The 26,809-nt window shown below is 75.2% G+C and carries 24 protein-coding genes; 14 read left to right on the top strand and 10 right to left on the bottom strand.

The window, feature by feature from the left end; translation table 11 throughout:
• The first annotated feature begins 30 nt into the window (after positions 1-30).
• The 7 genes from OG335_RS37355 to OG335_RS37385 are packed head-to-tail and all read left to right on the top strand — an operon-like array spanning position 31 to position 8,227.
• Positions 31-1,164 (top strand): LLM class flavin-dependent oxidoreductase, encoded by a 1,134-nt coding sequence (locus tag OG335_RS37355; protein ID WP_405009426.1) that lies wholly within the window; start codon positions 31-33, stop codon positions 1,162-1,164.
• Positions 1,161-3,497: a molybdopterin-dependent oxidoreductase gene (locus OG335_RS37360; RefSeq protein ID WP_405009425.1), complete on the top strand. Its 2,337-nt coding sequence runs from the start codon at positions 1,161-1,163 to the stop codon at positions 3,495-3,497. The genes OG335_RS37355 and OG335_RS37360 overlap by 4 nt, the downstream gene beginning before the upstream one ends.
• Entirely contained in the window at positions 3,494-4,684 is a 1,191-nt protein-coding gene (locus OG335_RS37365) for an acyl-CoA dehydrogenase family protein (RefSeq protein ID WP_405009424.1), read from the top strand. The genes OG335_RS37360 and OG335_RS37365 overlap by 4 nt, the downstream gene beginning before the upstream one ends.
• Positions 4,685-4,687: 3 nt before the next feature.
• Entirely contained in the window at positions 4,688-5,824 is a 1,137-nt protein-coding gene (locus tag OG335_RS37370) for an LLM class flavin-dependent oxidoreductase (protein ID WP_405009423.1), read from the top strand.
• Positions 5,821-6,591 (top strand): serine aminopeptidase domain-containing protein, encoded by a 771-nt coding sequence (locus OG335_RS37375; protein WP_405009422.1) that lies wholly within the window; start codon positions 5,821-5,823, stop codon positions 6,589-6,591. Before OG335_RS37370 ends, OG335_RS37375 begins: the two co-directional genes overlap by 4 nt.
• Positions 6,588-7,121: a flavin reductase family protein gene (locus OG335_RS37380; protein ID WP_405009421.1), complete on the top strand. Its 534-nt coding sequence runs from the start codon at positions 6,588-6,590 to the stop codon at positions 7,119-7,121. The genes OG335_RS37375 and OG335_RS37380 overlap by 4 nt, the downstream gene beginning before the upstream one ends.
• A complete protein-coding gene (locus OG335_RS37385; protein WP_405009420.1) occupies positions 7,118-8,227 on the top strand; it encodes an LLM class flavin-dependent oxidoreductase in 1,110 nt (369 codons plus the stop codon). Before OG335_RS37380 ends, OG335_RS37385 begins: the two co-directional genes overlap by 4 nt.
• A 145-nt stretch (positions 8,228-8,372) precedes the next feature.
• Here the strand turns inward: OG335_RS37385 and OG335_RS37390 are convergent, their stop codons facing one another.
• Positions 8,373-9,725 (bottom strand): MFS transporter, encoded by a 1,353-nt coding sequence (locus OG335_RS37390; protein ID WP_405015294.1) that lies wholly within the window; start codon positions 9,723-9,725, stop codon positions 8,373-8,375.
• Between the two features lie 260 nt (positions 9,726-9,985).
• Complete coding sequence (locus OG335_RS37395) at positions 9,986-10,846, bottom strand: EamA family transporter (RefSeq protein WP_405009419.1); 861 nt, start codon at positions 10,844-10,846, stop codon at positions 9,986-9,988.
• 196 nt (positions 10,847-11,042) lie between these two features.
• Here OG335_RS37395 and OG335_RS37400 point away from each other — a divergent pair, with 196 nt between their 5' ends.
• Both OG335_RS37400 and OG335_RS37405 read left to right on the top strand, forming a co-directional pair.
• On the top strand, positions 11,043-12,074 hold the full coding sequence (locus OG335_RS37400; RefSeq protein ID WP_405009418.1) for a LysR family transcriptional regulator: 1,032 nt from the start codon (positions 11,043-11,045) through the stop codon (positions 12,072-12,074).
• 31 nt (positions 12,075-12,105) lie between these two features.
• On the top strand, positions 12,106-12,618 hold the full coding sequence (locus OG335_RS37405; protein ID WP_405009417.1) for a methylated-DNA--[protein]-cysteine S-methyltransferase: 513 nt from the start codon (positions 12,106-12,108) through the stop codon (positions 12,616-12,618).
• Here OG335_RS37405 and OG335_RS37410 read toward each other — a convergent pair.
• The 6 genes from OG335_RS37410 to OG335_RS37435 all read right to left on the bottom strand — a co-directional run bounded on the left by OG335_RS37410 (position 12,611) and on the right by OG335_RS37435 (position 19,998).
• Positions 12,611-13,753 (bottom strand): ferritin-like protein, encoded by a 1,143-nt coding sequence (locus OG335_RS37410; RefSeq protein ID WP_405009416.1) that lies wholly within the window; start codon positions 13,751-13,753, stop codon positions 12,611-12,613. The genes OG335_RS37405 and OG335_RS37410 overlap by 8 nt on opposite strands.
• A gap of 207 nt (positions 13,754-13,960) precedes the next feature.
• Positions 13,961-15,982 carry an FAD-dependent oxidoreductase gene (locus OG335_RS37415; RefSeq protein WP_405009415.1) on the bottom strand — a complete coding sequence of 674 codons (2,022 nt, stop codon included), beginning with the start codon at positions 15,980-15,982 and terminating at the stop codon, positions 13,961-13,963.
• A gap of 195 nt (positions 15,983-16,177) precedes the next feature.
• On the bottom strand, positions 16,178-16,990 hold the full coding sequence (locus OG335_RS37420) for a hypothetical protein (RefSeq protein WP_405009414.1): 813 nt from the start codon (positions 16,988-16,990) through the stop codon (positions 16,178-16,180).
• Positions 16,990-17,514 (bottom strand): SigE family RNA polymerase sigma factor, encoded by a 525-nt coding sequence (locus tag OG335_RS37425; protein WP_405009413.1) that lies wholly within the window; start codon positions 17,512-17,514, stop codon positions 16,990-16,992. The genes OG335_RS37420 and OG335_RS37425 overlap by 1 nt, the downstream gene beginning before the upstream one ends.
• 533 nt (positions 17,515-18,047) lie before the next feature.
• Entirely contained in the window at positions 18,048-18,488 is a 441-nt protein-coding gene (locus OG335_RS37430; RefSeq protein ID WP_405009412.1) for an Lrp/AsnC family transcriptional regulator, read from the bottom strand.
• A 160-nt stretch (positions 18,489-18,648) separates the two neighbouring features.
• Positions 18,649-19,998 (bottom strand): transaminase, encoded by a 1,350-nt coding sequence (locus tag OG335_RS37435; protein ID WP_405009411.1) that lies wholly within the window; start codon positions 19,996-19,998, stop codon positions 18,649-18,651.
• A gap of 356 nt (positions 19,999-20,354) precedes the next feature.
• On the opposite strand from OG335_RS37435, the gene OG335_RS37440 reads away from it, so the two are divergent.
• Both OG335_RS37440 and OG335_RS37445 read left to right on the top strand, forming a co-directional pair.
• Entirely contained in the window at positions 20,355-21,080 is a 726-nt protein-coding gene (locus tag OG335_RS37440; protein ID WP_405009410.1) for a TetR family transcriptional regulator, read from the top strand.
• Between the two features lie 133 nt (positions 21,081-21,213).
• Entirely contained in the window at positions 21,214-21,705 is a 492-nt protein-coding gene (locus OG335_RS37445) for a Zn-ribbon domain-containing OB-fold protein (RefSeq protein ID WP_405009409.1), read from the top strand.
• 103 nt (positions 21,706-21,808) lie between these two features.
• On the opposite strand, the gene OG335_RS37450 is transcribed toward OG335_RS37445, so the two are convergent.
• Positions 21,809-22,555 (bottom strand): alpha/beta hydrolase family protein, encoded by a 747-nt coding sequence (locus OG335_RS37450; RefSeq protein WP_405009408.1) that lies wholly within the window; start codon positions 22,553-22,555, stop codon positions 21,809-21,811.
• 227 nt (positions 22,556-22,782) lie between these two features.
• A complete protein-coding gene (locus OG335_RS37455; protein WP_405009407.1) occupies positions 22,783-23,418 on the bottom strand; it encodes a GNAT family N-acetyltransferase in 636 nt (211 codons plus the stop codon).
• 425 nt (positions 23,419-23,843) lie between these two features.
• On the opposite strand from OG335_RS37455, the gene OG335_RS37460 reads away from it, so the two are divergent.
• The 3 genes from OG335_RS37460 to OG335_RS37470 are packed head-to-tail and all read left to right on the top strand — an operon-like array spanning position 23,844 to position 26,697.
• A complete protein-coding gene (locus tag OG335_RS37460) occupies positions 23,844-24,599 on the top strand; it encodes a (Fe-S)-binding protein (protein ID WP_405009406.1) in 756 nt (251 codons plus the stop codon).
• Positions 24,596-26,035: a lactate utilization protein B gene (locus tag OG335_RS37465; protein ID WP_405009405.1), complete on the top strand. Its 1,440-nt coding sequence runs from the start codon at positions 24,596-24,598 to the stop codon at positions 26,033-26,035. Before OG335_RS37460 ends, OG335_RS37465 begins: the two co-directional genes overlap by 4 nt.
• The gene (locus tag OG335_RS37470) at positions 26,032-26,697 is read left to right on the top strand and encodes a lactate utilization protein C (protein WP_405009404.1); all 666 of its coding nucleotides are present in this window, start codon (positions 26,032-26,034) and stop codon (positions 26,695-26,697) included. The genes OG335_RS37465 and OG335_RS37470 overlap by 4 nt, the downstream gene beginning before the upstream one ends.
• Positions 26,698-26,809 lie beyond the last annotated feature (112 nt).

Here is a 26,809-nt window from a genome sequence, read left to right on the forward strand (position 1 = left end):
CTCAGCTGCACCGATCCCAGGAGCGCCCCCGTGTCCGTCGAGTTCATCGGCATCACCGCCACCCAGCCCGTCAGCGAGACGGGCAACGCCTCCGGCGCGGCCGACGCCGTCTCCACGCAGAGCGAGTCCGGAGCGCCGAGCGGCGCCGTCATCCAGCCCGGCTACCTGAAGGCGCTCGCCACCGCCCACGAGGAGGCCGGCTTCGACCGGGTGCTGGTGGCGCACACCTCCGCCAGCCCGGACGGCTTCACCGTCGCCGACCAGGTGCTCACGCACACCGAGCGGCTGGGCGTGCTGCTCGCGCACCGCCCCGGCTTCGTCGCCCCGACGCTGGCGGCCCGCAAGTTCGCCACCCTCGACGCCTTCCACCCCGGCCGCGTCGCCCTGCACGTGATCACCGGCGGCGACGACGCCGACCAGGCCCGCGACGGCGACCTCACCGACAAGCCCACCCGCTACCGGCGTACGGACGAGTTCCTGCAGATCGTCCGCCGCACCTGGGAGTCCGCCGAACCCTTCGACCACGAGGGCGAGTTCTACACCGTGCGCGGCGCCCTCTCCGGCGTCCGCCCGGCGGAGCCGATCCCCGTCTACTTCGGCGGCGCCTCCGACGACGCCGTCCGGGTCGGCGGCCGGCACGCCGACGTGTACGCCTTCTGGGGCGAGCCGCTCGCCGGCATCGCCGACCGTATCCGGCAGGTGCGCACCGCCGCCGCACCCCACGGCCGCGACCCGCGTTTCAGCGTGAGCCTGCGGCCGATCCCCGCCGCCACCGAGGCCGAGGCCTGGCAGCGGGCCGCCGAGATCCTGCGGCTCACCCGGGAGCGGGTCGGCGACCTCCGGAAGCAGTTCAACCTCGACCACTCCGCCCAGCAGGGCTCGCAGCGGCTGCTGGACTACGCCGACCAGGCGGAGGTGCACGACAAGCGGCTCTGGACGGCCATCGCCAAGGCCACCGGCGCCGCAGGCAACTCCACGGCACTCGTCGGCAGTTACGAGCAGGTCGCCGAGTCGCTGCTCGACTACACCGCGCTCGGCGTCTCCACCCTGCTGATCCGCGGCTTCAGCCCGCTGGAGGACGCCCGCGACTACGGGGCGCTCGTCCGCCTGGTGCGCGAGCAGAGCGCGGACACGGACGCGCTGGTCGGGGCCGGCCGGCCGTGACCACGCCCACGACCTCGCACTGGGGCGCCTTCCGGGTCCGCACCCGGCCCGGCGGCGCGCTCACGGTCGAGCCCCACCCCGCCGACCCCTCGCCGTCGCCACTGCTCGCCGGCGTGCCCGGGTCGCTCCGCCACCCGACCCGGGTCGCCCGCCCGGCCGTCCGGGCCGGCTGGCTGGAGCACGGGCCCGGGCCGTCCGCGCGGCGCGGCGACGAGCCCTTCGTCGAGGTCGACTGGGACACCGCACTCGACCTGGTCGCCGCCGAACTCGCCCGCGTCCGCGCCGAACACGGCCCGCAGGCCGTCTTCGGCGGCTCCTACGGCTGGGCCAGCGCCGGGCGGTTCCACCACGCGCAGAGCCAACTGCATCGGTTCCTGGCGCAGTTCGGCGGCTACACGGGCTCCCGCAACTCCTACAGCCTCGGCACCTCGCTCGTGCTGCTGCCGCACGTCGTCGGCGACGCCGAGACGGTGCTCCGCGCCTCCACCTCCTGGCCGGTCATCACCCGGCACACCCGGCTCATCGTCGCCTTCGGCGGCATCCCCGCCAAGAACGTGCACGTCACGCCGGGCGGGGTCACCCGCCACGGCACCCCCGGCCACCTCGCCGAACTCGCCGCCGCCGGGGTGGAGGTGGCACTCGTCAGCCCTCTCCGCGACGACCTGCCCGACGGCCCCGCCACCGACTGGCACCCCGTCGCCCCCGGCACCGACACCGCCCTCATGCTCGCCCTCACCCACACCCTGCTCACCGAGGGCCTGCACGACCGCGCCTTCCTCGACCGCTGCACCACCGGCTGGGACACCCTCGCCGCCTACCTCGACGGCAGCACCGACGGCACCCCCAAGAGCGCCGACTGGGCCGCCCCGATCTGCGGACTCGACGCCGACCGCATCCGCACCCTCGCCCGCCGGATGGCCGCCACCCGCACCCTGGTCACCGTCACCTGGTCGCTCCAGCGGGCCCGGTACGGCGAACAGCCCGTCTGGGCCGCCATCGCCCTCGCCGCCGCCCTCGGCCAGATCGGCCTGCCCGGCGGAGGCTTCGGCCACGGCTACGGCTCCATGGGCGACGTCGGCGACACCGGCCCCGCGCTGCGCCTGCCCTTCCTGCCCCAGGGCCCCAACCCCGTCGACGAGTTCATCCCCTGCGCACGCATCGCCGACCTGCTGCTGCACCCCGGCGAGACGTACGACTACGACGGCACCCGCCGCACCTACCCCGACATCAGGCTCGTCCACTGGGCCGGCGGCAACCCCTTCCACCACCACCAGGACCTCGGACGGCTGCGCCGCGCCTTCGCCCGCCCCGACACCGTCGTCGTGCACGAGCCGCACTGGACGGCCACCGCCCGCCACGCCGACATCGTGCTGCCCGTCACCACCGCCCTCGAACGCGAGGACCTCGGCGGCGGCCGCCGCGACACCCACCTGATCGCCATGCACCGCGCCGTGGCCCCGTTCGGCGAGGCCCGCGACGACCACGCCGTGCTCGCCGGCCTCGCCGAACGCCTCGGCTTCGCCGAGGAGTTCACCGAGGGCCGCAGCCCGCGCGAATGGCTCGAACACCTCTACGGCGGATGGGCCGACAGCCTGCGCGCCGAAGGCGCGGGCGACCCGCCGCCGTTCGCCGAGCTCTGGGCCGCGGGGGAGTGGCAGCTGCCCGAACAGGCCCAGGAGCGCACGTTGTTCGAGGCGTTCCGGGCCGACCCGGCCGGCCACCCGCTCGCCACTCCCAGCGGCCGGATCGAGCTCCACTCCGCCACCGTCGCGGCCCTCGGCCTGCCCGACTGCCCCGGCCACCCCACCTGGCTCGACCCGCCCGAACGGCTCGGCACCCGCGCCGCCGAACGCCACCCGCTGCTGCTCGTCGCCAACCAGCCCGCCACCCGGCTGCACAGCCAACTCGACGTCGGCGCACCGAGCCTGGCCGACAAGGTGGCCGACCGGGAGGCCGTCGAACTGCACCCGGCCGACGCCGCCGCCCGGTCGATCGCCGACGGCGACCTCGTCCGCGTCTTCAACGACCGCGGCGCCTGCCTCGCCGGCGCCCGGCTCACCGACCGGCTGCGCCCCGGCGTCGTCCGGCTGCCCACCGGCGCCTGGTTCGACCCCGTGCCCGGCACCGAACCGCCGCTCTGCGCGCACGGCAACCCCAACGTGCTGACCGCGGACGAGCCCAGCTCACGCCTCTCGCAGGGCTGCACCGGCCAGCACGCGCTCGTCGAGATCGAACGCTGGGCCGACGGCGAACCGCCACCCGTCACCGTCCGCCACGCGCCCGTACTGCTGCCGCACCGACCGCCGCCGCCCGTCCTGGAGAACACCCCGTGAACGCCCTCGCACCACCCCCGCCCGCACTCGCCCCGCCCGACCTCGACCGGCTGCCCGAGCTCACCGCGGCGCTCGCCGCCCGCGCCGCCGACCACGACCGGCACGCCACCTTCCCGTACGAGGGCGTCGAACTCGTCCACGGGGCAGGGCTGCTGACCGCCACCGTGGCCCGGCGCCACGGCGGCCCCGGCCGCGGCCTCGCCGACACCGCCCGCATCCTGCGCGCCCTGGGCGAGGGCGATCCGGCGGTGGCGCTGGTCACCGCGATGACCCTCTTCACGCACGCCGCCGAGGCCCGCGCCCCGCACTGGCCCCCGTCGGCGCTCACCGACCTGCTCCACGAGTCGGCCGAACGGCCGGTGCTGGTCAACGCGCTGCGGGTGGAACCGGAACTCGGCACGCCCGTCCGCGGCGGCCTGCCCGCCACCGTCGCCCACCGGCGCGGCGACCACTGGGAGCTGACCGGCCGCAAAATCTTCTCCACCGGCGCCGTCGCGCTGCGCTGGATGCTCGTCTGGGCGCGCACCGACGAACCCGAGCCGCGCGTCGGCTCGTTCCTCGTCCGCTCCGACAGCCCCGGCCTCACCGTGCTGCCCACCTGGGACCACCTCGGCCTGCGCGCCAGCCGCAGCGACGACGTGCTCCTCGACGCCGTACCCGTGCCGCTGGACCGCACCACGCACCTCGCCGTACCCGGCGCGGACGGCGGGCGCGACGCGACCGGCGGCGCCTGGAACTCCCTCGGCCTCACCGCCCTCTACCTGGGCGTCGCCCGCGCCGCCCAGCACTGGCTCACCGGCTTCCTGCACGAGCGCATCCCCACCGCGCTCGGCGCCCCGCTCGCCACCCTGCCGCGCTTCCAGAGCGCCGTCGGCGAGATCGACATCGCCCTCTCCGGGGCCGAACGCCTCGTCGGCGCCCTCGCCGCCGCCGTCGACGCCGACGAGCCCGGGGCGGCGGAGGAGTCGGCCGGCGCCAAGCTGCTCGGCACCCGGGCCGCGATCGACGCCGTGCAGCAGGCCGTCGCCCTGGTCGGCAACCACGGACTCACCCACCACCACCCGCTCCAGCGCCACCTGCGCGACGTGCTCTGCAGCCGCGTGCACACCCCGCAGGACGACATCGTCCTGCTCGCCCTCGGCCGAGCGGCCCTCGCCGCCGCCACCCCTTCCCACGAAAGAGGCTGACCCGTGCCCGTCGAATTCATCGGCATGATCTCCACCCACGACGTCTCCGAGACCCGCGCGGCCCACGGACCCGTCGTCGACGCCGACTACACCCGCCGCTTCGCGCAGGCCCACGAGGAGGCCGGCTTCGACCGCATCCTCGTCGCCCACTCCTCCGCGAGCCCCGACCCCAACCAGGTCGCCGCCTACGCCGCCGCGCACACCGAGCGCCTCGGCCTGCTCATCGCGCACCGGCCGGGCTTCATCTCCCCGACCGTCGCCGCCCGCACCTTCGCCACCCTCGACCAGTTCTCCGCCGGCCGGGTGGCCGTGCACATCATCACCGGCGGCCACGACGCCGAGCAGCGCCGCGACGGCGACTACCTCACCAAGGACGAGCGGTACGCCCGCACCGACGACTACCTCACCGTGCTGACCCGCGCGTGGACGGAGGAGAAGCCCTTCGACCACGAGGGCCCCTACTACCGCTTCGCCGACTTCCGCTCCGAGGTGCGGCCGTTCCAGCAGCCGCGCATCCCGCTCTTCTTCGGCGGCTCCTCCGAGGCCGCCTACCGCGTCGGCGGCAAGCACGCCGACACGTTCGCGCTGTGGGGCGAGCCGCTCGCCGAGACCGCCGAGCAGATCGGCCGCGTGCGGGCCGCCGCCGAGGCCGCGGGCCGCACCACCCCGCCGGGCTTCAGCGTCTCCTTCCGCCCGATCCTCGGCCGCACCGAGGACGAGGCGTGGGAGCGCGCGCACCGCATCCTCGAAACCATCCGCGGCCGGGCCGACGCCTTCGGCGGGCGCCGCGCGATCCTCCCCACCGGTCCCGGCGCCGCACCGCAGAACGTCGGCTCGCAGCGGCTGCTCGCCGCCGCGGCCAAGGGCGACCTCCACGACCGCGCCCTCTGGACGGCGCCCGCCGCCGCGACCGGCGCGGCCGGCAACTCCACCGCCCTGGTCGGCACCCCGGAGACCGTGGCGCAGGCCCTGCTCGACTACGTCGACCTCGGCGTCACCACCCTGCTCATCCGCGGCTACGACCCGCTGGAGGACGCCCTCGACTACGGCCGCGAGCTGCTGCCGCTGGTCCGGCAGGAGGTCGCCCGCCGCGACGCCGCCGCCGCACGTCCCGCCGCGCTCGCGGGCGGTGCCCGGTGACCGCCGCCCCCGCCCTGCGGTCCGCCGACACCTGGCACCCCGCCGAGGGCGTCGTCGTGCGCGGCACCGTGCTGCTGCTCCCCGGACGCGGCGAACACCCGGGCGTGTACGGCCGGTTCGGCCGACGCCTGGCGTACGACGGCTACCGCGTGCAGGCGTTCGCCGACGTCGGCGCGCTCGCCGACGCCACGCGCCTCGCCGAGCAGGTCGACACCGCCCGCGAGGCCGGCGCCCCGGTGGTGCTCGCGGGCTCCGACACCGGGGCGCTGCTCGCCCTGGCGGCGTCCGCGGGCGCCGCCCGCCCCGACGGCGTCCTGCTCGTCGGAGCCCCGGCCACCCTGCCCGCCGGCGGTGCGGCCGAGGAACGTCCCGTCTGGCACGACGAGTTGACCGCGCGGACGGCCTGCCCGGTGCACCGCGGACTGCTCGCCGCCGACCCCGACTTCCGCCCCGGCCGGCTCGGCGTGCCCGTACCGGCCGAACTCGCCGCCGCCGCCGAGGCCGCCACCCCCGACCTGCCGGTCCTCGTGCTGCACGGCCTGGCCGACCCGGTCGCCCCGCCGGCGGCCGCCCGCCGACTCGCCGCCCGCCTGAAGCGCGCCGAACTCGTGCTCGTCACCGACGGGTTGCACGACGTGCTCAACGACGCCGCGCACCGCAGCGTCGCCGCACAGATCGTCCAGTGGCTCGAACGGCTCCGCGCCGACCGCACCACGCTGCCCCACCTGCTCACCGCGTCCTCCTCCTGGGAAGGAACCACCTCATGACCGCCGTCGACGAACGCCCCGTCAGCGCACGCCCGGTGGAGGACACCGAGCGCGCCGACCTGCTGCGCCGCACCCTGCGCCGGCACGCGGCCGGGGTCACCGTCATCACCGTGCCAGGCCCGGCCGGATTCACCGCGACCTCCTTCACCTCGGTCAGCCTGGAACCGGCCCTGGTCTCCTTCTACCTCGCCGGCACCGCCTCGGCGGCCCCGGCCGTCCGTGCCGCGGAGGCGTTCACCGTGCACGTGCTGAGCCGCGAACAGGAGGCGCTGGCCCAGCGGTTCGCCACCAGCGGGATCGACCGCTTCGCGGGCACCGGCTGGCGGACAGGCCCGCACGGCACCCCGCTCCTCGACGGCGTCGCCGCCCGGCTGACCGCCCGGCCGGTGCTCCTCCAGCAGGTCGGCGACCACCTGCTGGTCGTCGGCGAGGTGCTCGACGCCGACGCGGACGGCGGCTCGCCGCTGCTCCACCACGACGGCGCCTTCGGCGGGTTCGTCGCCGGGGCGGCAGGCCGGGCCGCACGGTGACGGCGACCTTCCACTGGTTCCTGCCCACCACGGGCGACAGCCGCCACGTGGTGGGCGGCGGCCACGGCTCCACCCCGGGCGAGGCCGGTTCCGACCGGCAGCCGAGCATCGCCTACCTGGGCCAGATCGCGCGCGCCGCCGAGCAGTCGGGGTTCTCCGGTGCGCTGACCCCGACCGGTCCCTGGTGCGAGGACGCCTGGCTGACCACCGCGATGCTCACGCAGCAGACCGAACGCCTCCGCTACCTGGTGGCGTTCCGGCCCGGCCTGATCAGCCCGACCCTGGCCGCGCAGATGGCGACGAGCTACCAGCAGCAGTCCCGGGGACGGCTGCTGCTCAACGTCGTCACCGGCGGCGAGTCGGCCGAGCAGCGGGCGTACGGCGACTTCCTCGACAAGGACGGCCGGTACGCCCGGACGGGCGAGTTCCTCGACATCGTCGGACGCCTCTGGCGCGGGGAGACCGTCGACCACCACGGCCCGCACCTGCGGGTCGAGGGGGCCCGGCTCAACCGGCTGCCCGACCCGGTGCCGGAGGTGTACTTCGGCGGGTCGTCGCCCGCGGCCGAACAGGTCGCGGCCCGCCACGCCGACGTCTACCTCACCTGGGGCGAGCCGCCGCCGCAGGTCGCGGAGAAGATCGAGCGGATCCGCACCCTCGCCGCCCGGCACGGCCGCACCCCGCGCTTCGGGATCCGGCTGCACACCATCACCCGCGACACCTCCGAGGAGGCCTGGGGGGAGGCGGCCCGGCTGCTCGCCGGGATGGACCCGGAGCGCATCCGCACGACCCAGCGCGCCCTCGCGGAGAGCGAGTCGGAGGGCCAGCGCCGGATGCGGGAGCTGCACGGCGGGGCCACCGACAGGCTGGAGGTGTACCCGAACCTGTGGGCCGGCATCGGCCTCGTCCGCGGTGGCGCGGGCACGGCCCTGGTCGGCAGCCACACGGAGGTCGCCGACCGGATCGAGGAGTACCACCGCCTGGGCGTCGACGAGTTCGTGCTCTCCGGTGTCCCGCACCTGGAGGAGGCGTACCGGGTCGGGGAGGGCGTGCTGCCGTTGCTCGCCCGGCGCGGGCTGTGGCACCGGCCGGGGGCGGGCACCTGACACACCCGCTCGGCATCCCCGCTCCGGTGCCGGTGCCGGTGCTGTCGGGCCCGGCGTCCGGCGCGGCACCGGCCGGGCGGGGGGACGGTAACGGGCAGGATGGGAACGGGCGGGACGGGGGAGCCGCGGACGGGCGCGGGGCGGCTCAGCCGGTCCGGCGGCCGAGGCTGCCGACGCGGCCGAGCGAGCGGTCCGCGAGGGTGGTCGCGAGGAAGAGCGCGGAGACCCCGAGCAGCAGCACGGCGAGGTGGTGCAGGCCGCCGGTGTCGGCGCCCTGCCCGTAGAACGCGGCGGTGGCCGCGGAGGCGCCGAGCGCGCCGAGGTACATGAAGGTGCGGAGCAGGCCGGCGGAGGAGCCCATCCGGGCCGGGTCGGCCTGGGCGTAGAGGGCGTTCTGGTTGGCGAGGCCGTTGAGGCCCTGCGGGATGCCGACGAGCGCGCCGAGTGCCACGAGCAGCCAGACCGGGCTGCCCGGGCCGAGCAGCAGGAGCAGACCGCACGCGGCGAGCTGCGCGAGCCCGCCCACGAGGAGCTTGCCGCGGACGCCGGCCCGGCGGCCGGTGGCCGCGGTGACGGCGATCGCGCCCGCCGACATGGGCAGCAGGACGAGCCCGGCGGTGGAGGCACCGAGCGACCTGCCCTCCTCCAGCCACTGGGTGTAGCCGTAGAGGAAGGCGTACGAGGTGGTGTAGGCGAGGAACTGGCGGCCGTACGTCGCGAGCAGTGGTGGGTTGCCGCTCAGCACCCGCAGGTCGACGAACGGGCGGGCGGTGCGGAGCTCGCGGGCGGTGAAGCCGGTGCCGGCCGCGGCGCCGACCAGGAGCAGCGGCCGGTGGGCGGCCTGCGGCTCCATCAGGAACACCATGAGGGCGGTGAGGGCGGCGGCGAAGAGCAGCATGCCGGTGACGTCGACGCCGCCGGACCCGCCGTGGCTGTCGGTGCTGTCGGGGCGGACCGTCCGGGTGGCCCGCCGGGGCAGTCGGCGGGCGCCGAGTACGAGGCAGGCCGCGGAGAGCGGCACGTTGATCGCGAAGATCAGGTGCCAGCCGCCTGCGCCGATCAGCAGCCCGCCGAGGGTGGGGCCGACGACGGCGACGACCTGGTTGGCGATCGAGAGTGCGGCGAGCACCCCGGCGGGGCTGTCGGCGCCGGTGCGGTCGGACTCGCTGCGCAGCAGGTGCATGGAGGCCGGGTAGGCGGCGGAGGTGCCGAAGCCCAGCAGCACCCGGGAGAGCACCAGCACCCACAGGTTCGGGGCCAGCACGCCGGTGAGTCCGGCGACGCCGACCAGGGCGGTGCCGGTGAGGTAGAGCGGGCGCGGGCCGTACGCGTCGACGAGCCGGCCGATGACGGGCTGGCCGACGGCGGTCGCGAGGTAGAGGCCGGTGACGAGCCAGGCGGTCTGCGAGGGCGGTGCGCCGAAGGCGTGGCCGATGGGGACGAGGGCGACGGCGAGCATCGAGGAGTTGATCGGGTTGAGCACCGAGCCGAGCATCATCGGTGCGAGCAGCCGCCGGTCGAAGCCCGCGGCGCGGGTGCGCCGGCCGGGGCCGGCGGTGGCGAGTCCGGTCACGGCCGTGCCGCCGGGCTCCGTCCGTCGGCGCTCCGTCCGTCGCCCGCCGCCGCCTCGGTCGGGGGGGTCCTTCCGCTGCCGTGGTCGATGCCGTTCATGCCGCCCACCGTAGATCTCTTCAGCCGCATCTGTCCAGTTTGGCTGTACAGTTTGGCTGTGCGTCCCGGCCCGTCGAGGGCGCCGACTCAGCCCCCGTCCTCCCGGCGGGCCGCGCCGATGCCCGCGGCCACCACCAGGGCCGTCCCGGCCACCTGCACCACTGTCGGGGTCTGCGCGACCAGCACCACGCCCGCCAGCAGGCTCACCGCCGGTTCGAGGCCGGCCAGGGTGCCGTACGCCGTCGCGCCCAGCCGCTGCAGCGCCCGCATCTCCAGCAGGAACGGCACCAGCGGCATCAGCACCGCGATCCCCGCCACCGCGGCCACCGCACCCCACGTGAGGTGGCCGACGACCCCCGGCACGCCGAACGGCGCCGCGACCAGCGTGGCCACCGTCAGCGACATCGCCAGTCCGTGCGCGGCGGAGAACCTGCTGCCCACGTGCGCCGTGCCGAGCACGTACAGCGCCCAGCAGGCGCCGGCGCCGAGCCCGAACAGCACGCCCGCCAGGCCCGCGGTGCCCGTCCACGGCGAGGTGAGGAGCAGCACCCCGCCCGCCGCCAGAGCGAGCCAGCCGAGTTCCGCCCGCCGTTTCGACGCCGCCACGGCCACGGCCAGCGGCCCGAGGAACTCCAGCGCGGTCGCGGTGCCGAGCGGCAGTCGCGCCGCGGCCTCCGAGAAGAGCAGCATCATGCCCGCGCTCACCGCGCCCAGCAGCACCGTGGCCAGCACGTCCCGCCGGGATGCGGCCCGCAGCGTACGGCCCAGCGAGCGCCCGGTGAACGCGAGCAGGACCGCGGCGGCGAACGTCAGCCGCAGCCAGGTCGTGCCCGCCGGGCCGAGCGACCGGAACAGCTCGGTGGCGAGCGCACTGCCGGTGTGCAGCACCGCCATGGAGACGAGCAGCAGCACCGCCCCGGGCACCCGGCGCCGACCGGGCGCGGGCACGCCGGTCGGCGTGGACGTCGGCAAGGACGGTGGCGCAGGGACGGGAAGGACGGGAGGGGCGGCCGGGGCCGGTGCGGCGGTGGAGGTCACCCGGCCATTGGACCGGCCCGCACCCGTTTCCGTCCACGGGCCATCGGTGGACCGACCGTCCACCGATGGTGGATGATCCCGGGATGACCACCGACAGACCGACCCGATGACCGCGGACGGGCCGTCCCGCCTGCCCGACCCGGCGACCGGCGACGGGCCGTCCCGGCTGCCCGACCTCGGGCGGCTCCGCCTGCTCACCGAACTCCACCGGCTCGGCACGATGGCCGCCGTCGCCGCGAGCACCGGCTACGGCACCTCCGCCGTCTCCAAGCACCTCGCCGTGCTGGAGCAGGAGATGGGCGTGCGGCTGCTGCGCCCGGTCGGCCGCCGGGTGCGGCTGACGCCCGCGGGCGAGCGGCTCGCCGAGCACGCCGTCGGGGTCCTCGCCTCGGTGGAGGCGGTGCGGGCCGAGCTGCGCGGGGGCACCGAACCGGTCGGGCGGGTGCGCCTCGCGAGCTTCTTCACCGCCGTCGAGCCGGTCGTGCTGCCGGCGCTGGCCCGGCTCCGCACGCTGCACCCGCGGGTCTCCCTCGAACTCCACGAGCACGAGCCCGAGCACACCGTCGAGCTGCTGCGGGCCGGGGCCGTCGACCTGGGCGTGGTCTACGAGTACAGCCTGGTGCCGCGGGCCGTGCCCGAGGAACTGGACGCCCGGCTCTTCGCGGAGCAGCCGCTCTACCTCGCGGTGCCGGCGGGCTCGCCGGACTCGGGTCGGCCGGCGGCCCTCGCCGACCTGCGCGGCTTCGCGGACGTCGGCTGGATCGCCAACTCCCGCGGCAGCGACGACGACGAGCTCGTGCACCGGGTCTGTGCCGTCGCCGGGTTCACCCCGCGGATCGTGCACCGCATGGACAGCCTGCACCTGGTCAACAGCTTGGTCGGGGCGGGTCTCGGCGTCGCGCTCCTGGCGGAGTCCGGGATCGAACGCGACCGGACGGACGTCGCCTTCCGCCCGGTCGACCCGCTCGCGGGCACCCGCCGCAGCCTGCTGCTGGCGCGGACCGGCCAGTGGTCGTGGCCGCCGGTCGCGGCGGTCGCCGACCTGATCGCGCCGGGGGCGGGCGGCCCGGCGGGGCGGCAGCGCGGTGTCCGATTCCCGCCGGAGCCGCCGGCGCGGGCAGGGGAGACTGGCGGGTGAACGACGTGGGCGAAGGACCGAGGAGAAGACCGTGACCGTGTACACCGCCGTGGACAGCCCGCTGGGCGACCTCCTGCTGGTGGGCGAGGAGTCCGCCACCGCGCCGGGCGGCATCGCACTCGCCTCGGTGTCCATGACCGGGCAGCGCAACGCGGCCCTGGTGCGTGACGGCTGGCGGCACGCGCCGGAGCGGTTCGACGGCATCGCCCGGCAGCTCCGCGCGTACTTCTCCGGCTCGGCGGACTCCTTCGACCTGGAGCACACCGCCACGGGCACCGACTTCCAGCGCCGGGTGTGGCAGGCGCTGGACGCCCTCCCGTACGGCACGACCACCACCTACGGCGGGCTCGCCGAGCGGGCGGGCATCCCGCGGGCGGCGGTCCGGGCCCTGGGTGCGGCGATCGGCGCCAACCCGCTGCTCGTCGTGCGTCCCTGCCACCGGGTGATCGGCGCGGACGGCTCGCTGACCGGCTACGCCGGCGGGCTCGACCGCAAGCGGTGGCTGCTCGACCTGGAGGTCGGCGCCCGCCCCGCCCTCAGGTGATCGGGCGGAACTGCGGCCCGTAGGTGAGGCCGCTGCCGTCGGGCAGCGGGATCTCCATCAGGCGGACGGCCGGCCCCTCCAGTGCGCGCATCTCCTCGACGGCCGCCGACAGGGCGCGGGCGCTGCCGCGCGTCCAGGCCGACTGCAGCGCCCGGAGCGCCCGGGAGAAGGTGGCGTCGAACCGGCCGAGCAGCCGCCGGACCTCGGGGGAGGGGTCGGGCCAGCCGCCGGCGGGCACCGTGCCCATCGGACGGGCCTCCGGGAAGGGCAGCACGTCCCCGGTGTACTCGAAGCGGCCGCCCGCCTCCCGGATGCGGGCGCCGTGGAAGATCTCGCCGAACGCGTAGTAGTGCGACGGCGCCCCGTGACCGCCGTGCGGCGGTTCGGGGGAGACCGAACTGCCCTCGCCCTGCTCCTTGATGGTGTCGATCGCCTCCTCGACGTCGGCCGGGCCGAGCACCGGGCGCAGCGTGTTCGAGCCGATCCGGGTGCCGAGCTGGCGGTCCGGGGAGAGCACGGGGGCGAGGCCCTGGAACACCTCCAGCAGGGCGGTGTAGAAGGCGCCGATGGTGGGCGCGGCACCCGCGCGGACGAGCGGTGACTCGGGGGTCTCGATCCCCATGAGCACGTCCTGCACGTACGGGCGGGTCAGCCCGCCGAGGTACACCGTGAGGCCTTCGCGGACACCGCCCGGCAGCCCGGACGGGTAGGCGGGAACGGCGTCGTAGATGCGGGGCGTGCCGCCGACGGCCGCGAGCATGTTGCACGCCAGGCCCATGTGGAACATCTCGTCGTGCACGATGTCGGCGATGAGGGTGGCCGCCTCGCTCGTCCGGTCCCTGACGGACCACCAGGCGCACAGGTAGGGCGGGATGGTGGCGAGTTCGAGTTCCACGGCGATCTGCAGCGCCGACCTGAGCCACGTCAGGTCGCGCCCCTGGTCGGCCACCGCCATCAGCCGGGCGACCGCGCCGGGCGGGCCGGCGGCCGCCGCGGCCGGGGGGAGCGGAGCGGCGGCCGCCAGCCCGGCCGCGGTGGTGAGGATCGGCGCGGCGGTGGCCAGCGTGGCCGACCGGAGGAACCCCCGCCGGTCCCACGTACGCGGCGGACGCGCCTCCCCGGACGGCTCGGTCATGCCTGACTCCCTTCCCAGGAGCGGTGCAGCCCGGTACGGCAGCCGGTGTGCGCGGACATGTGCAGGAATGGTGACGGTAGCAAGCGTCCGGGCCGCGGCCGGGCCTCGACGCTTCAGGGTGGTCCGCCACCACCCGACCGGATCAACCGACGGCCGCGACCGGGCGGCGCCGCGCGCGCCACCGCCGGGTCCGCCGGCACCGGGCGGTCAGATCGCGGCGGCCAGGCGGGTGCCCTGGTCGATGGCGCGCTTGGCGTCGAGCTCGGCCGCGACGTCGGCGCCGCCGATCAGGTGCGGCGCGAGGCCGCGCGCGCGGAGCGCGTCGTACAGGTCGCGGCGGGGCTCCTGGCCGGTGCAGAGCACGACGGTGTCGACCGGCAGCACCTGCTTCTCGCCGTCGAGGGTGAGGTGCAGGCCGGCGTCGTCGACGAGGTCGTAGGCCGCGCCCGCGGTCATGGTGACGCCGCGGTGCTTCAGCTCGGTGCGGTGGATCCAGCCGGTCGTCTTGCCGAGGCCGGCGCCGACCTTGCCGGCCTTGCGCTGCAGCAGGTGCACGGTGCGCGGCGCCGGCGTCCGGACGGGCGCGGTGAGACCGCCCGGCGTGGTGTGGGCGGTGTCGACGCCCCACTGGGCGAAGAACACCGCGGGGTCGCGGTCCGGTCCGGTGCCCGGGTCGGTGAGGTACTCGGCGACGTCGAAGCCGATGCCGCCCGCCCCGATCACGGCGACCCGGCGGCCGACGGGCACCTCGTCGCGCAGCACGTCCAGGTAGCCGACGACGCTGGGGTGGTCGATGCCCGGGATGTCGGGCACGCGCGGGGTGACGCCGGTGGCGACGACGATCTCGTCGTGCCCGGCGTCGGCCAGGTCGTCGGCGGTGACCGTGGTGGAGAGGCGGACGTCGACGCCGTGCGCCTCCAACTGGTGGCGGTAGTACCGGATCGTCTCGTCGAACTCCTGCTTGCCGGGGATGCGCCGGGCGACGTTCAGCTGGCCGCCGATCGTGTCGGCCGCGTCGTACAGCGTGACGGCGTGGCCGCGCTCGGCCGCCGACACCGCGAAGGCCAGGCCCGCGGGGCCGGCGCCGACGACGCCGATCCGCTTGCGCAGCCGGGTCGGGGCGAGCACCAGCTCCGTCTCGTGGCAGGCGCGCGGGTTGACCAGGCAGGAGGTGATCCTGAGGCTGAAGGTGTGGTCGAGGCACGCCTGGTTGCAGCCGATGCAGGTGTTGACGGCCTCCGGCGTGCCCGCCGCGGCCTTGGCGACGAAGGCCGGATCCGCGAGCAGCGGGCGGGCCATCGAGACGAGGTCGGCGTGGCCGTCCGCGAGCAGCTGCTCGGCGAGCTCGGGGGTGTTGATGCGGTTGCTGGTCACCAGCGGGATGCCCACCGAGCCCATCAGCTTCTTCGTGACCCAGGTGTAGGCGCCCCGCGGCACCGAGGTGGCGATGGTGGGGATCCGCGCCTCGTGCCAGCCGATGCCGGTGTTGATGATGGTGGCGCCGGCCTCCTCGACGGCCTGCGCGAGCCGTACGACCTCCGGCAGGGTGGACCCGCCGGGGACGAGGTCGAGCATGGAGAGCCGGTAGATCAGCACGAAGTCGGGCCCGACCCGCTCCCGCACCCGGCGGACGATCTCGACGGGGAAGCGCATGCGGTTCTCGTACGTGCCGCCCCAGCGGTCGGTGCGGCGGTTGGTCGGCGCGGCGACGAACTCGTTGATCAGGTAGCCCTCCGAGCCCATGATCTCGACGCCGTCGTAGCCCGCGCTGCGGGCGAGCGCCGCACAGCGCACGAAGTCCTCGACGGTGCGCTCGACCTGCTCGTCGGTCAGCTCGTTCGGCACGAAGGGGCTGATGGGTGCCTGCAGCGGGCTCGGTGCGACGAGCCCGGCGTGGTACGCGTACCGGCCGAAGTGCAGGATCTGCATCGCGATGCGACCGCCGGCGGCGTGCACGGCGTCGGTGACCGGCCGGTGCCGGGCGGCCTCCTCCTCGGTGGTGAGCATCGACCCGCCCTCCCAGGGGCGGCCCTCCTCGTTGGGGGCGATGCCGCCGGTGACGATCAGGCCGACGCCGCCGCGGGCGCGTTCGGCGTAGAACTCCGCCATCCGCTCGAAGCCGTCGGGGGCCTCCTCCAGGCCGACGTGCATCGAGCCCATGATCACCCGGTTCGGCAGCGTGGTGAAGCCGAGGTCCAGCGGGCGCAGCAGGTGGGGGTACGCGGTCATCCGGGGTCTCCTCGGTCGCTCGTGACCAGCCCTTTGTAGACCGTCCCGGGCCTTCTTTGCAACTGGGTGCATAAACCTGGGGCGTGCCGTCGGACACCTGCGGGGGTGGCGCGGGCGGGTGCACCAACCACCCGGCCCGCCGCGGCCCACCACCGCTCACGTCGGGGCCGTCGCTGCTCCCGTCCGGGCCGCCGCTCAGTCGGTGCGCGCGAAGTCCCCCCACACCGAGGCGGTGCCCGCCGCCCCGCCGGTGTCCGCGCGGTACCAGTCGTCCTCCGCGTCGCGGCCGCCGGTCGCGTGGTCGTACTGCCCGGCGAAGACGTGCTCCCCGGCGGGGACCGTCCGTCCGGCCCTGAGCGTCCAGCGGTAGACCAGGTCGCCGTCCTCGACCCGCACGGTCGTCGTGAAGTCGGCGGTCGGCAGGGTCTGCCAGTGCCCCGCGTCCTTCGCCCCGGGGGTCCTCGCCACGTGCAGTTCCAGGGTCAGCGCGGTCAGCGGGTCGCGCGTCCTGAGCGTGACGTTGCTCTGCGCCCACGCGTCGGTGCTGTGCGGGTCGACGGAGCCGTCGGCCCACAACGGGCCGTCCTCGGTGTGGCTCCCGGCCGGCCGGGCGGCCGGGCGGTGGGTGGGCGACGCGCTCACCGACGGCCGGGCGGACGGGCTCCGGGTCGGCGACGCGCTCGGCCCCGGGGACGGCGGCACCACGGCCGCCGACGGGCTCGGGGCGGCCGACACCGAGGGACTCGCCGTCATCGTCGGCACCGGCTTCGGGTCCGGGCGCTGCGCGATCGCGGCCACGGCCAGGCCGCCCGCCGCCATCGCGCCGGCCGCCGCCACCGCGGCGAGCACCACCTTCGGCCATCCCAGCAGGCGGGTGCGCTCCCGGTGGCGGCCCGCCCGCCGGTCGGCGGGGCGTTCCATGCCGCGCTCGACCCGGGCGAGCATCCGCTCCCGGTCCGGGCGGTGGGCCTCCGCGGCTTCCCGCAGTCGGCCGTGCAGATCGTCCATCACCGCTTCCTCCCCGCCAGTTCACCGGCGGCGCGGCTGCCGAGCAGCCGTTGCAGTTCGGCCATGCCCTTGGAGGTCTGACTCTTGACCGTGCCGACCGAGACGCCCAGGGCGAGCGCCGTCTCCTTCTCCGACAGGTCGAAGGCGTGCCGCAGCACGACGCAGGCACGCTTGCGGAACGGCAGCCGCGCCAGCGCCGACTGGACGTCCACCACCGCGGCCACGTCGGGCCCGTCCGTCCGTTCCGACCGCTCGGACCAGAACAGCAGCACCCGGCGGCGCTCCCTGACCCGGCTGCGGATCCGGCTGCGCGCCATGTTGGCGACCACCCCGCGGGCGTACGCCACCGGATGGTCGGCGCCGCGCACGCGGTCCCACCGGTGCCAGAGCGCGACCATCGCGTCCGCCGCAAGGTCGTCGGCGGCGTCCGCCTCGCCCGTCACGAGGTGGGCGAAGCGCGCGAGTTCGGCGTGGTGGCGTTCGAAGAAGTCGTGGAACTCCGCGGACGCCTCGTCGACGATCATGTACGGGGCGAGCCCTCTCGATCCGATGTTAGCGTTCTCATCCCGATGGGAAGGCGGCAGCGTACCAACCGCGCGGACCGCCGCATCACGCGGAGCCGGGTGCGTGCCCGTCGCGGCGGCGCCGTGGAATCCGGCCGCCCTCCGGCCCCGGACCCGGCCGGACGCCGGCAGCACGTCCGCGGCCATCAGCCCGCGGACCGCGGGCGAAGGGCTGCACGGACCGGCGGGGCCGGGGCCTCGCACCGGCCCGGGGCGTGCGGGGGCACGGCCGCGCGTGAGCCGGGTGCGGGGCGCGGGCCTGACGGCCGGGCGGAGGCAGGGGCGGGCACGTGACGTCTCCTTCGGTGAGGACTGACACGTGCTGGTCGCCGCCGCCCGCCCGAAGGTTGCCGCCCGCCCGTCGGACGTCGGGCACCGGGCGCTCGTCGGGCCTCCGACGGTGGCCGTGCTCCGGACGGCCGCGACGGACGCGGGTCGCGGGCCGTGCGCCGCGGGGCCGGCCGGCGGGCGGACGCGCCGGCCCCGGCGGGCTGTCAGCCGACCTCCCAGAAGAAGCGGTGCGTGTGGATGCCGAAGTACGGGAACGACTGGACCAGCCGGATCCCCTCGATCGGCCGGACGACGTCGTTGACGAAGTCGAGGAGTTCGCGCGGCCCGGGGCAGACGACCTCGGCGAAGAGGTCGAAGCCGCCGGAGGTGAGCACCGAGTAGACGACCTCGCCGTGGTGGGCGAGCGCGTCGGCGACACCGCGCGGGTCGCCGTCCACGCCGATGCCGAGCATCGCCATGGCCTGCCCGCCCATCGCCATCGGGTCGGTCACCCCGACGACCTGGACGGCCTTGGCGTCGAGCAGGCGCTGGAGCCGCTGGCGGGCGGCCGATGCCGACAGGCCGACCTTCGGGCCGAGATCGGCGTACGCGATCCGGCCGTCGGTCTGCAGCTCGCGCAGGATCGCCCGGTCGATGTCGTCCACGTGTGCTCCTCGGTCCCGCCGCCCCGGCTCCGTGCCGACGGCCCCCGCCCTGCTGTCAGCCCCGAAGACTACTCGGGGCCGACGGTGCGGGGCGGGGGCCGTCCGCGGGCCGGCCGCGGCATTCGGGGCCGGGCGCCGGGCCGGGCGGGCTCGGGCGGCGTCAGGCGGCCAGCTGGGCGAGGGCCACGGAGAAGACGTCGGTGTGCGCGTCGACGTCCTCCTCGGTGGTCGCCGGGCACATCAGGGCCATGTTGTGGAACGGGGTCAGCAGGATGCCCCGGTTGGCGAGGTGGAGGTGCAGGTAGTCCTCCAGCTCGGTGTCGGCCGCCGCCGCGGACGCGCCGCCGGTGCGCGGCGCCGGGGAGGCGAAGCGGTACTCGACGCGTGCGCCGAGCCGGCTGACCGACCACGGCAGCCCGTGCGCGTCGACGGCCCGCTGCACGCCGGCCTCGAAGCGCTCGGCGAGCTTCGCCATGCCGGCGAAGGCGTCGTCGGTGAGGACGTGCTCCAGGGTGGCCCGCATCGCGGCGACGGAGAGTGCGTTGCCGGCCAGCGTGCCGCCGACACCGCCCATGTCGACGAGGTCGAGGTCGTTGCGGCCGAGCAGCCGGTCCGACAGCTCCGCGGAGAGCCCGTACGCGCCCGCGGGGATGCCGCCGCCGATCGCCTTGCCGATCGTCAGGATGTCGGGCTGGAGGTCCCAGGTGGCGGTGCAGCCGCCGGGCCCGGCGGAGAAGGTGTGCGTCTCGTCGTTGACGAGCAGCACGCCGTGGCGCCGGGTGAGCTCGCGGACCCCTGCGAGGTAGCCGGGCTCGGGCAACACGATGCCGATGTTGGTGAGGGCGGGCTCCATCAGCACGGCCGCCACGTCGCCGTGGGCGAGCTCCCGCTCCAACTGCTCCAGGTCGTTGAACTCGGCGACCCGGCTGGTGAGCGTGACGTCGCAGGGCGCCCCGACGTTGCCGGGCCGCGACATGCCCTGCCCGTCGGGGCCGACCACGATGAGCGACTCGTCGACACTGCCGTGGTAGCTGTAGCTGTTGACGAGGATCTTGGAACGTCCGGTGACGGCCCGGGCCAGCCGGATCGCCCACCGGTTGGCGTCGGTCGCGGTGAGCGAGAAGCTCCAGTGCGAGAGGCCGAAGCGCCGGGTGAGTTCGGCGCCGACCCACTCGGCGTCCTCGGTCGGCATCATCGCGGTCGCGCCGCCCTGTTCGGCGAAACGCCGGTGCACGGCCGCGGCGACGGGCTCCGGGGAGTGGCCGGCCATGGCGCCGGTGTCGCCGAGGCAGAAGTCGATGTACTCGTGGCCGTCGATGTCGGTGATGCGGGCGCCGTGCGCGGTGGCGAGGTAGCGGGGGAACGCACCTGCGGCCTTGTTCATCCAGGTCATCGGCACACGCCCGAAGAGGTGGTCGGCGCGGTCGAAGGCCGCCTTCGACCGGGGGTTGCGGCGCTCGGCCTCGGCGCTCTCACGGGCGAGGAGGTGCTGCAGGCGTGCTCGGTCCATGGGAGGTGCCTCACGTCGGGGCCGGGATGTGGCACGACTGTAGGTCGGATCATGCGCCTCGGCAACAAATGACGACCATTTCGATTGTTTCGACAATCGATTCGATTGTCCGAAGAAGTGTGGAGGTCGGAGACGGGGGGATCCGGTCCGGGTGTGGGGCCGCCGGACGCCCCCGAGTGCCCGGACCGACCGGCGTGTCCGGCATGACGAGGGCGCCCGGCATGACGAGGGCGCCCGGCGTTTCGAGGTCCGGGTGCCAGGGATGGCACTCCGACGGCACGGAGTGCCATCCCTGACGTGTGTGGAGTGCCGTCCGGTGCGTGAGTGGCGCGGCGTGCGGTGCTACCGTCCCAGCCATGAGCGACCTGCAGAAACGGGGGCGCGGCCAGGCCGCGGCCGCCGAGCGTCCGGCGATGCGCGAGGCCCTCGTCGCGGCTGCTTTCCGGCTGTTCGGCGAGCGGGGCTTCGAGCAGACCACCGTCGACGACATCGTCACGCTCGCCGGTGTCGGTCGGCGCTCCTTCTTCCGGCACTTCCCGTCGAAGGAGGACGTGGTCTTCCCCGACCACGAGGGCGGGCTCGCCGCGATGACGGCGTACCTGGAGGACGCGGACGACACCGGAGACCCGGTGGAGCAGGTGTGCGACGCCACCCGGCTGGTGCTCCGCACGTACGCCGCCAACCCGGCCTTCTCCGTCCAGCGCTACCGCCTCACCCGGCAGGTGCCCGGCCTCCGGGCGTACGAGCTCTCCGTGGTGTGGCGCTACGAGCGGGCCCTCGCCGACCACCTGCGGGCCCGGTTCGCGGTGCGCGCCGACGGCGCGCTGCGGGCGGACGTGATCGCTGCCGCGGTCGTCGCGGCCCACAACCACGCGCTCCGCACCTGGCTGCGCTCCGGCGGGGAGGGCGACGTGGAGGAGGCCGTCGACAGCGCGCTCGGCTACGCCGCGAAGACCTTCGGCGACGGTCCCGGTCCGGCGCAGGCGCCGGTGCGGGAGGAGGAGGTCGTGGTCGTCGTCGCCCGCCGCGGCACGCCGATGTGGCGGGTCGTCCAGGGCGTCGAGAGCGCGCTGGAGGCCTGACCGGCCGGCGGCGCCAGATATCGGCACTCAGTGCCTTTACGCGCTGACACTCGGTGCCATACGCTGGCGGCCTCAGGTCGGCCGGGCGCGGCACCGTCGCCGTACGCCCCGGCCCGGAGCGGGAGGAGCCGCCATGAACCCCGTCGCCACTGCCGTCCCCCACGGTTCCGTCGTCACCGTCGACGGCGCGTCCGCCGACGCCCAGGCCGACGGTGACCGCGGGCCCGCCCTGCACTTCCTGCGCTGCCAGTGGTGCCGCTCCGCGGCCGCACCGGTCCGGATGCTCTGCCCCGCCTGCGGCAGCACCGACCTCGTCGAGGAGCGCAGTGCCGGTGCCGGCACCGTCCGCCGCCTGCTGCCGCTGTCCCGCCGCGGCAGCGGCGAGCCGATGCCGTACGTCGTCGCCCTCGACGAGGGCTTCACCGTGCAGGCCGCCGTCGCCGGCACACTGCCCGGGGCCGTCCCGGCCGGCACCAGGGTCGAACTGACCGCGGCCACCGAGGGTCTGGTCGCCTTCCGCACCGCCCCCGGCCAGCCCGGTTCCTTCGACTCCGGCTTCTCCTACCGCTTCAACGGCGGCGCCCGCTGGTACGCGCACGAGCCCGGCGCCCGCCGCGCCGGCTGACCCCCGCCGCCGCACCGCCGCGCCACCGCCGTTCCGCCCGGATGCGGGTGTCGCGGTGTCGCGGTGGCACGGGCGGCGGGGTGCGCGTCGGCGGGCCGGGGGATCAGCCCGCGGCCGGTGCGTTCCGGCCGAGGAACGCCTGCACGTCCGGCAGCGCCCCGTCCGTCAGCACGGCCGCCCCGTGGTTCGCGCCGGGGTAGACCTTCAGCTCCTTCACCCGGGCGACGGCGGCCGTGTGCAACTGCTGCGTGAACTCGGGGTACCGGCCGTCCCGGGCCTCCACCGCGAAGAGGGTCGGCACCGTGGAGGCGGCCACCGCGTGTTCGGCGTTCGACTCGCCCGGGTGTCCCAGCGGCGAGCTGAGCGACACCACGGCGGCGACCGGCAGCGGGCTGGTGGCGGGCCCGGCCGCGACCTCCAGCGAGGCGCTGGCGCCCTTCGAGGCCCCGACCAGGGCGACCCTGGTGACGCCCTTGGTCTTCAGGTGCCCGATCGCGGCGCGGACGTCGGCCGGTCCGCCGCCGCTCACCATGTAGCCGAGCACGGCGTAGCCCGCCGCGGTGAACGCGGCGTAGTGCGGGGACCAGTCGCAGAGCGACCCGCCGGCCTGCGGCGCGAAGACCACGCCGACCGTGGCGTTCCCGGCGTCGGAGTCCCGGAAGTAGGCCCCGACCGTGACGTCCTGGGTGCGCAGGTCGAACGAGCCGGCCTTCGCCTGTCCGGGCGTCAGGCAGCCGTAGGTCGCGGCGGTCGGAGCCGGCGCCGCCGAGGGCGCCCCCGACGACCCGCACCCGGCGAGAAGGAGGACGGCCCCCGCGGATGCGGCGGTCGACAGAACGGTGCGGTTCATCGCTGGATCTCCCCCGTGCAGCGGCATGCGTGTGCCCCGACGCTAGGGACGGTCCCGAACCGGCGTCAATGGTCTGTACCAATCTGTTGGATCCTGTTCGGACGGCCGCGGGCGGTGCGGGTGGCGGCCTGCCACGGTTCCACGGGGTGGGGTGCCGTCCGGCGTCGCCCCGGGAGGCGGCCGTTCGTGGCGGCCGCGCCGTGGGTTGCGGTTCAGGGGGTGGCGGTTCAGGGGATGGCGGCGGGCCGGTGGACGAAGCCGGTCAGCGGCGCGTGGACCTTCCAGCCGAGCGTTTCGTAGAGCGCCCGGCCCTGGACGGTCGCGCCCAGGATGCCGGTGGCGGCGCCGTGCCGGACGGCCGCGTCGGTGAGTGCGCCCATCACCACCGTCCCGAGGCCGCGGCGCCGGTGGGCCTCCTCGGTGACGATCTGGTCGAAGACGCAGGCGGCACCCGTCAGGCCGATCCGGCCGCGCGCGGCGAGTGCGCCGTCGGCGGTCAGGATGCGCACGCTGACGACATCGTCGGCGGTCTCGGCGGTGGCCGTGTAGCCGTCGGGCGCGCGCGTGACGGACGGGCGCAGGTCGACGGCCATCAGGAAGCCGGGATCGGTCGGTTCCCACGCGGGCGAGAACCACGGCTCCATGACGTCCGGTTCCAGGAAGGCCTTGATCCAGGTGGCCGGTTCGGTGATCGCGTCGACGAGCCCGCGGGCAGTCTCGACATCGGCGTCGAGCAGGACGTGACGGACCGCCTGGGTCGGCAGTCCGACCTGGATGCTCAGCCCCCACGGCTCGTCCACCGGCTTCGGTGCCCGCCGCGAGACCGTCCATCCGTCGACCCACGAGCGCATGAGCTCCATCATCCGGACACCCCTCCGAGTAATGACTGAAGTCTGGCTTCGAATATTACATAAGCGTGGTGACAGCCATCGACGGATCGGCACGCACGTCCAGGGGATCCCTGCGGACACGAGGGGAGGGAGCCTGCGGCCGATACGTGAGTACCGATCCGGACCGTCGTGTTGCCGAGCGGCGGGTCAGGACCGGTGGCGTGTGGGTGGTGGCGCCGACCGCCGTCGACCGGCCGCCCCCGGAACCGCCCGAACCGCCCGAAGCGGCCAGAGCCGCGGGCGCGTTGGCGGCCGTCCGTCGGCGACCGCGCGGCTACACTCCGGCCGGTGGCCCGGCGACGGGACGCAGGGGCGGAGCCGCAGGCCGTGGTCGGCGGCCCGACCCGGCGGCCCGATCCGGCGGCCGCCGTACCCGATCGCCGTCCGAGGGAGCTGCGATGCGTGTCGCGTTGTTCGTCACCTGTGTCAACGATGCCCTCTTCCCGGGTACGGGCAGGGCGGTGGTGGCGTTGCTGGAGCGGCTGGGGGTGGAGGTGGACTTCCCGGCTGCGCAGACGTGTTGCGGGCAGCCGCAGTTCAACACCGGGTACCGGCGGGGGACGGAGCCGCTGGTGCGCCGGATGGGTGAGGCGTTCGCGGGCTACGACTTCGTGGTGACGCCGTCGGGCTCGTGTGCGGCGATGGTGCGGGAGAACTATCCGCGGATCGGGGCGAAGGCGGCGGCGGAGGGCCGGGGGAGTGAACTCGCCTCGGTGGCTGATGTCTTGGTGCCGCGGGTGTTCGAGCTGACGGAGTTCCTGGTGGACGTGCTCGGCGTGGTCGATGTGGGGGCGTACTTCCCGCACACGGTGACGTACCACCCGTCCTGTCACGGGTTGCGGGTGCTGGGGCTGGGGGAGCGGCCGCGCAGGTTGCTGGAGGCGGTGAAGGGGCTGGAGTTGCGGGAGTTGCCGGGTGCGCAGGAGTGCTGCGGGTTCGGTGGCACGTTCGCGGTGAAGAATCCGGATGTGTCTGCGGCGATGGGTGCGGACAAGGTTCGCAACGCGCTCGCCACTGGTGCGGAGGTGTTGTGCGGGGCGGACAACTCCTGCCTGCTGCACGTCGGTGGCACCCTGCGCCGGCAGGGCGCGCCGGTCCGTGCGGTGCACCTCGCGGAGATCCTTGCTTCCACCGAAGGGGAGTTGTTCGCATGAGTGGCACCTACCTGGGCATGCCCGCTTTTCCTGAGGCTGCCAGGGTCTCCACGAAGAACGAGCGGTTGCGGGCGAATCTGACCCGGGCGACGCGGACGATCCGTGACAAGCGGGCCGTGGCGGTCGGTGAACTCGACGACTGGGCGCAGCTGCGGCAGGCGGGCAAGGACATCAAGGACCGCACGCTGGCCCGCCTGGACGAGTATCTGCTGCAGGCGGAGGCGGCGGTGCAGGCGGCCGGCGGCATCGTGCACTGGGCGGCGGATGCGGCGGAGGCCAACCGGATCGTGGCCGGTCTGGTGAAGGCGAAGGGCGAGCGGGAGGTGGTGAAGGTCAAGTCGATGGCGACGCAGGAGATCGGGTTGAACGAGGCGCTGGCCGCGGAGGGCATCACCGCCTACGAGACCGACCTCGCGGAGCTGATCGTGCAGCTGGGGGACGATCTGCCCTCGCACATCCTGGTGCCTGCGATCCACCGCAACCGCGGGGAGATCCGGGACATCTTCACCGAGGCGATGGGCCGCTGGGGCCGGCCTGCGCCGGAGGGGCTGAGCGACCGTCCGGCGGATCTGGCGGAGGCGGCGCGGCTGCATCTGCGGGAGAAGTTCCTGCGGGCGAAGGTCGCGGTCTCCGGCGCGAACTTCCTCATCGCCGAGACCGGCACGCTGGTGGTGGTGGAGTCCGAGGGCAACGGCCGGATGTGTCTGACCCTCCCGGAGACGCTGATCTCGGTGGTCGGCATCGAGAAGGTCATCCCGACCTGGCGTGACCTGGAGGTGTTCCTGCAACTCCTGCCGCGCTCCTCGACCGCGGAGCGGATGAACCCCTACACCTCGACCTGGACGGGCACCACCGACGGCGACGGCCCCGCAGAGTTCCACCTGGTGCTGCTGGACAACGGCCGCACGGCCACGCTCGCGGACGAGGTCGGGCGGCAGGCGCTGCGCTGCATCCGCTGCTCGGCGTGCTTGAACGTGTGCCCGGTCTACGAGCGGGCGGGTGGTCACGCGTACGGCTCGCCCTATCCGGGGCCGATCGGGGCGATCCTCAGCCCGCAGTTGCGGGGCCTGGCCTCCGAGGTGGACGCTTCGCTGCCGTTCGCGTCCACGCTGTGCGGGGCGTGCTACGAGGTGTGCCCGGTGGCGATCGACATTCCCGAGGTGCTGGTGCACCTGCGCGAACAGGTTGTCGAACAGAGCTCCGGCCACCGTGTGGAGCGGGCCGCGATGAAGGCCGCGACCTGGCTGCTGGACCACCCCGCCGCGTTCGGCGCCGCCGAACGCGTCGCCGCGAAGACCCGCGCCCTGCACCCCGGGAAGCTGCCGCTGCCGGGCCCGGCGAAGGCCTGGACCGACACCCGCGACCTGCCGCAGCTGCCCGCCGAGCCCTTCCGCGACTGGTGGAAGAAGAACCGCACTCCCGAGGTGGACCGATGAGCTCCCGCGAGCAGATCCTCGCCCGCATCCGCACCGCCCTCACCGACGTCCCCGACCGGGAGCAGGACAGGTCCGGCGGCATCGAGCGCACCTACCGCACCGCCCACACCCCCGACGGGCCTGCCCTCCTGGACCTGCTCGCGGAGAACCTCACCGACTACCGCGCGCACCTCCACCGCACCACGGACGACGCGTTGCCCGCCGTCCTCGCCCGCCTGTTCGCGGACCGCGGCACCCGTACCCTCGCGGTGCCGGCCGGTCTGCCGTCGCACTGGCTCGCCGGGGCCGCCGGGGTCGAACAGCTCCACGACGACGGCGCCCTGACGCCCCGCCGCCTCGACACCGTGGACAGTGTGGTGACCGGTTGCGCGCTCGCCGTCGCCGAGACCGGCACGATCGTCCTCGACGCGGGGCCCGCCCAGGGCCGTCGCCTGCTGACCCTGGTGCCCGACCACCACGTCTGCGTGGTCCGTGCCGACCAGGTGGTCGCCTCCCTTCCCCAGGCCCTGCCGTTGCTGGACCCGGCCCGACCGCAGACCTGGATCTCCGGACCGTCCGCCACCAGCGACATCGAACTCGACCGCGTCGAGGGCGTGCACGGCCCGCGCACCCTTGATGTCGTGATCGTCGGGCCGGGCCCGTCCGACGGCGATCGGTCGTAGCCGCAGCCTCCGGAGGCAGCGCCGGGCCGGAACCCCGACGGGCCGGAACCCCGACGGCCCGGGCCGCTCACGGCGGTCACCCGCCGTGAGCGGCGGCCGTCCCCGCCTGCCG

The sequence above is a fragment of the Kitasatospora sp. NBC_01539 genome (genome assembly GCF_045040525.1).
In the GTDB taxonomy this organism is placed as follows: Bacteria; Actinomycetota; Actinomycetes; order Streptomycetales; family Streptomycetaceae; genus Kitasatospora.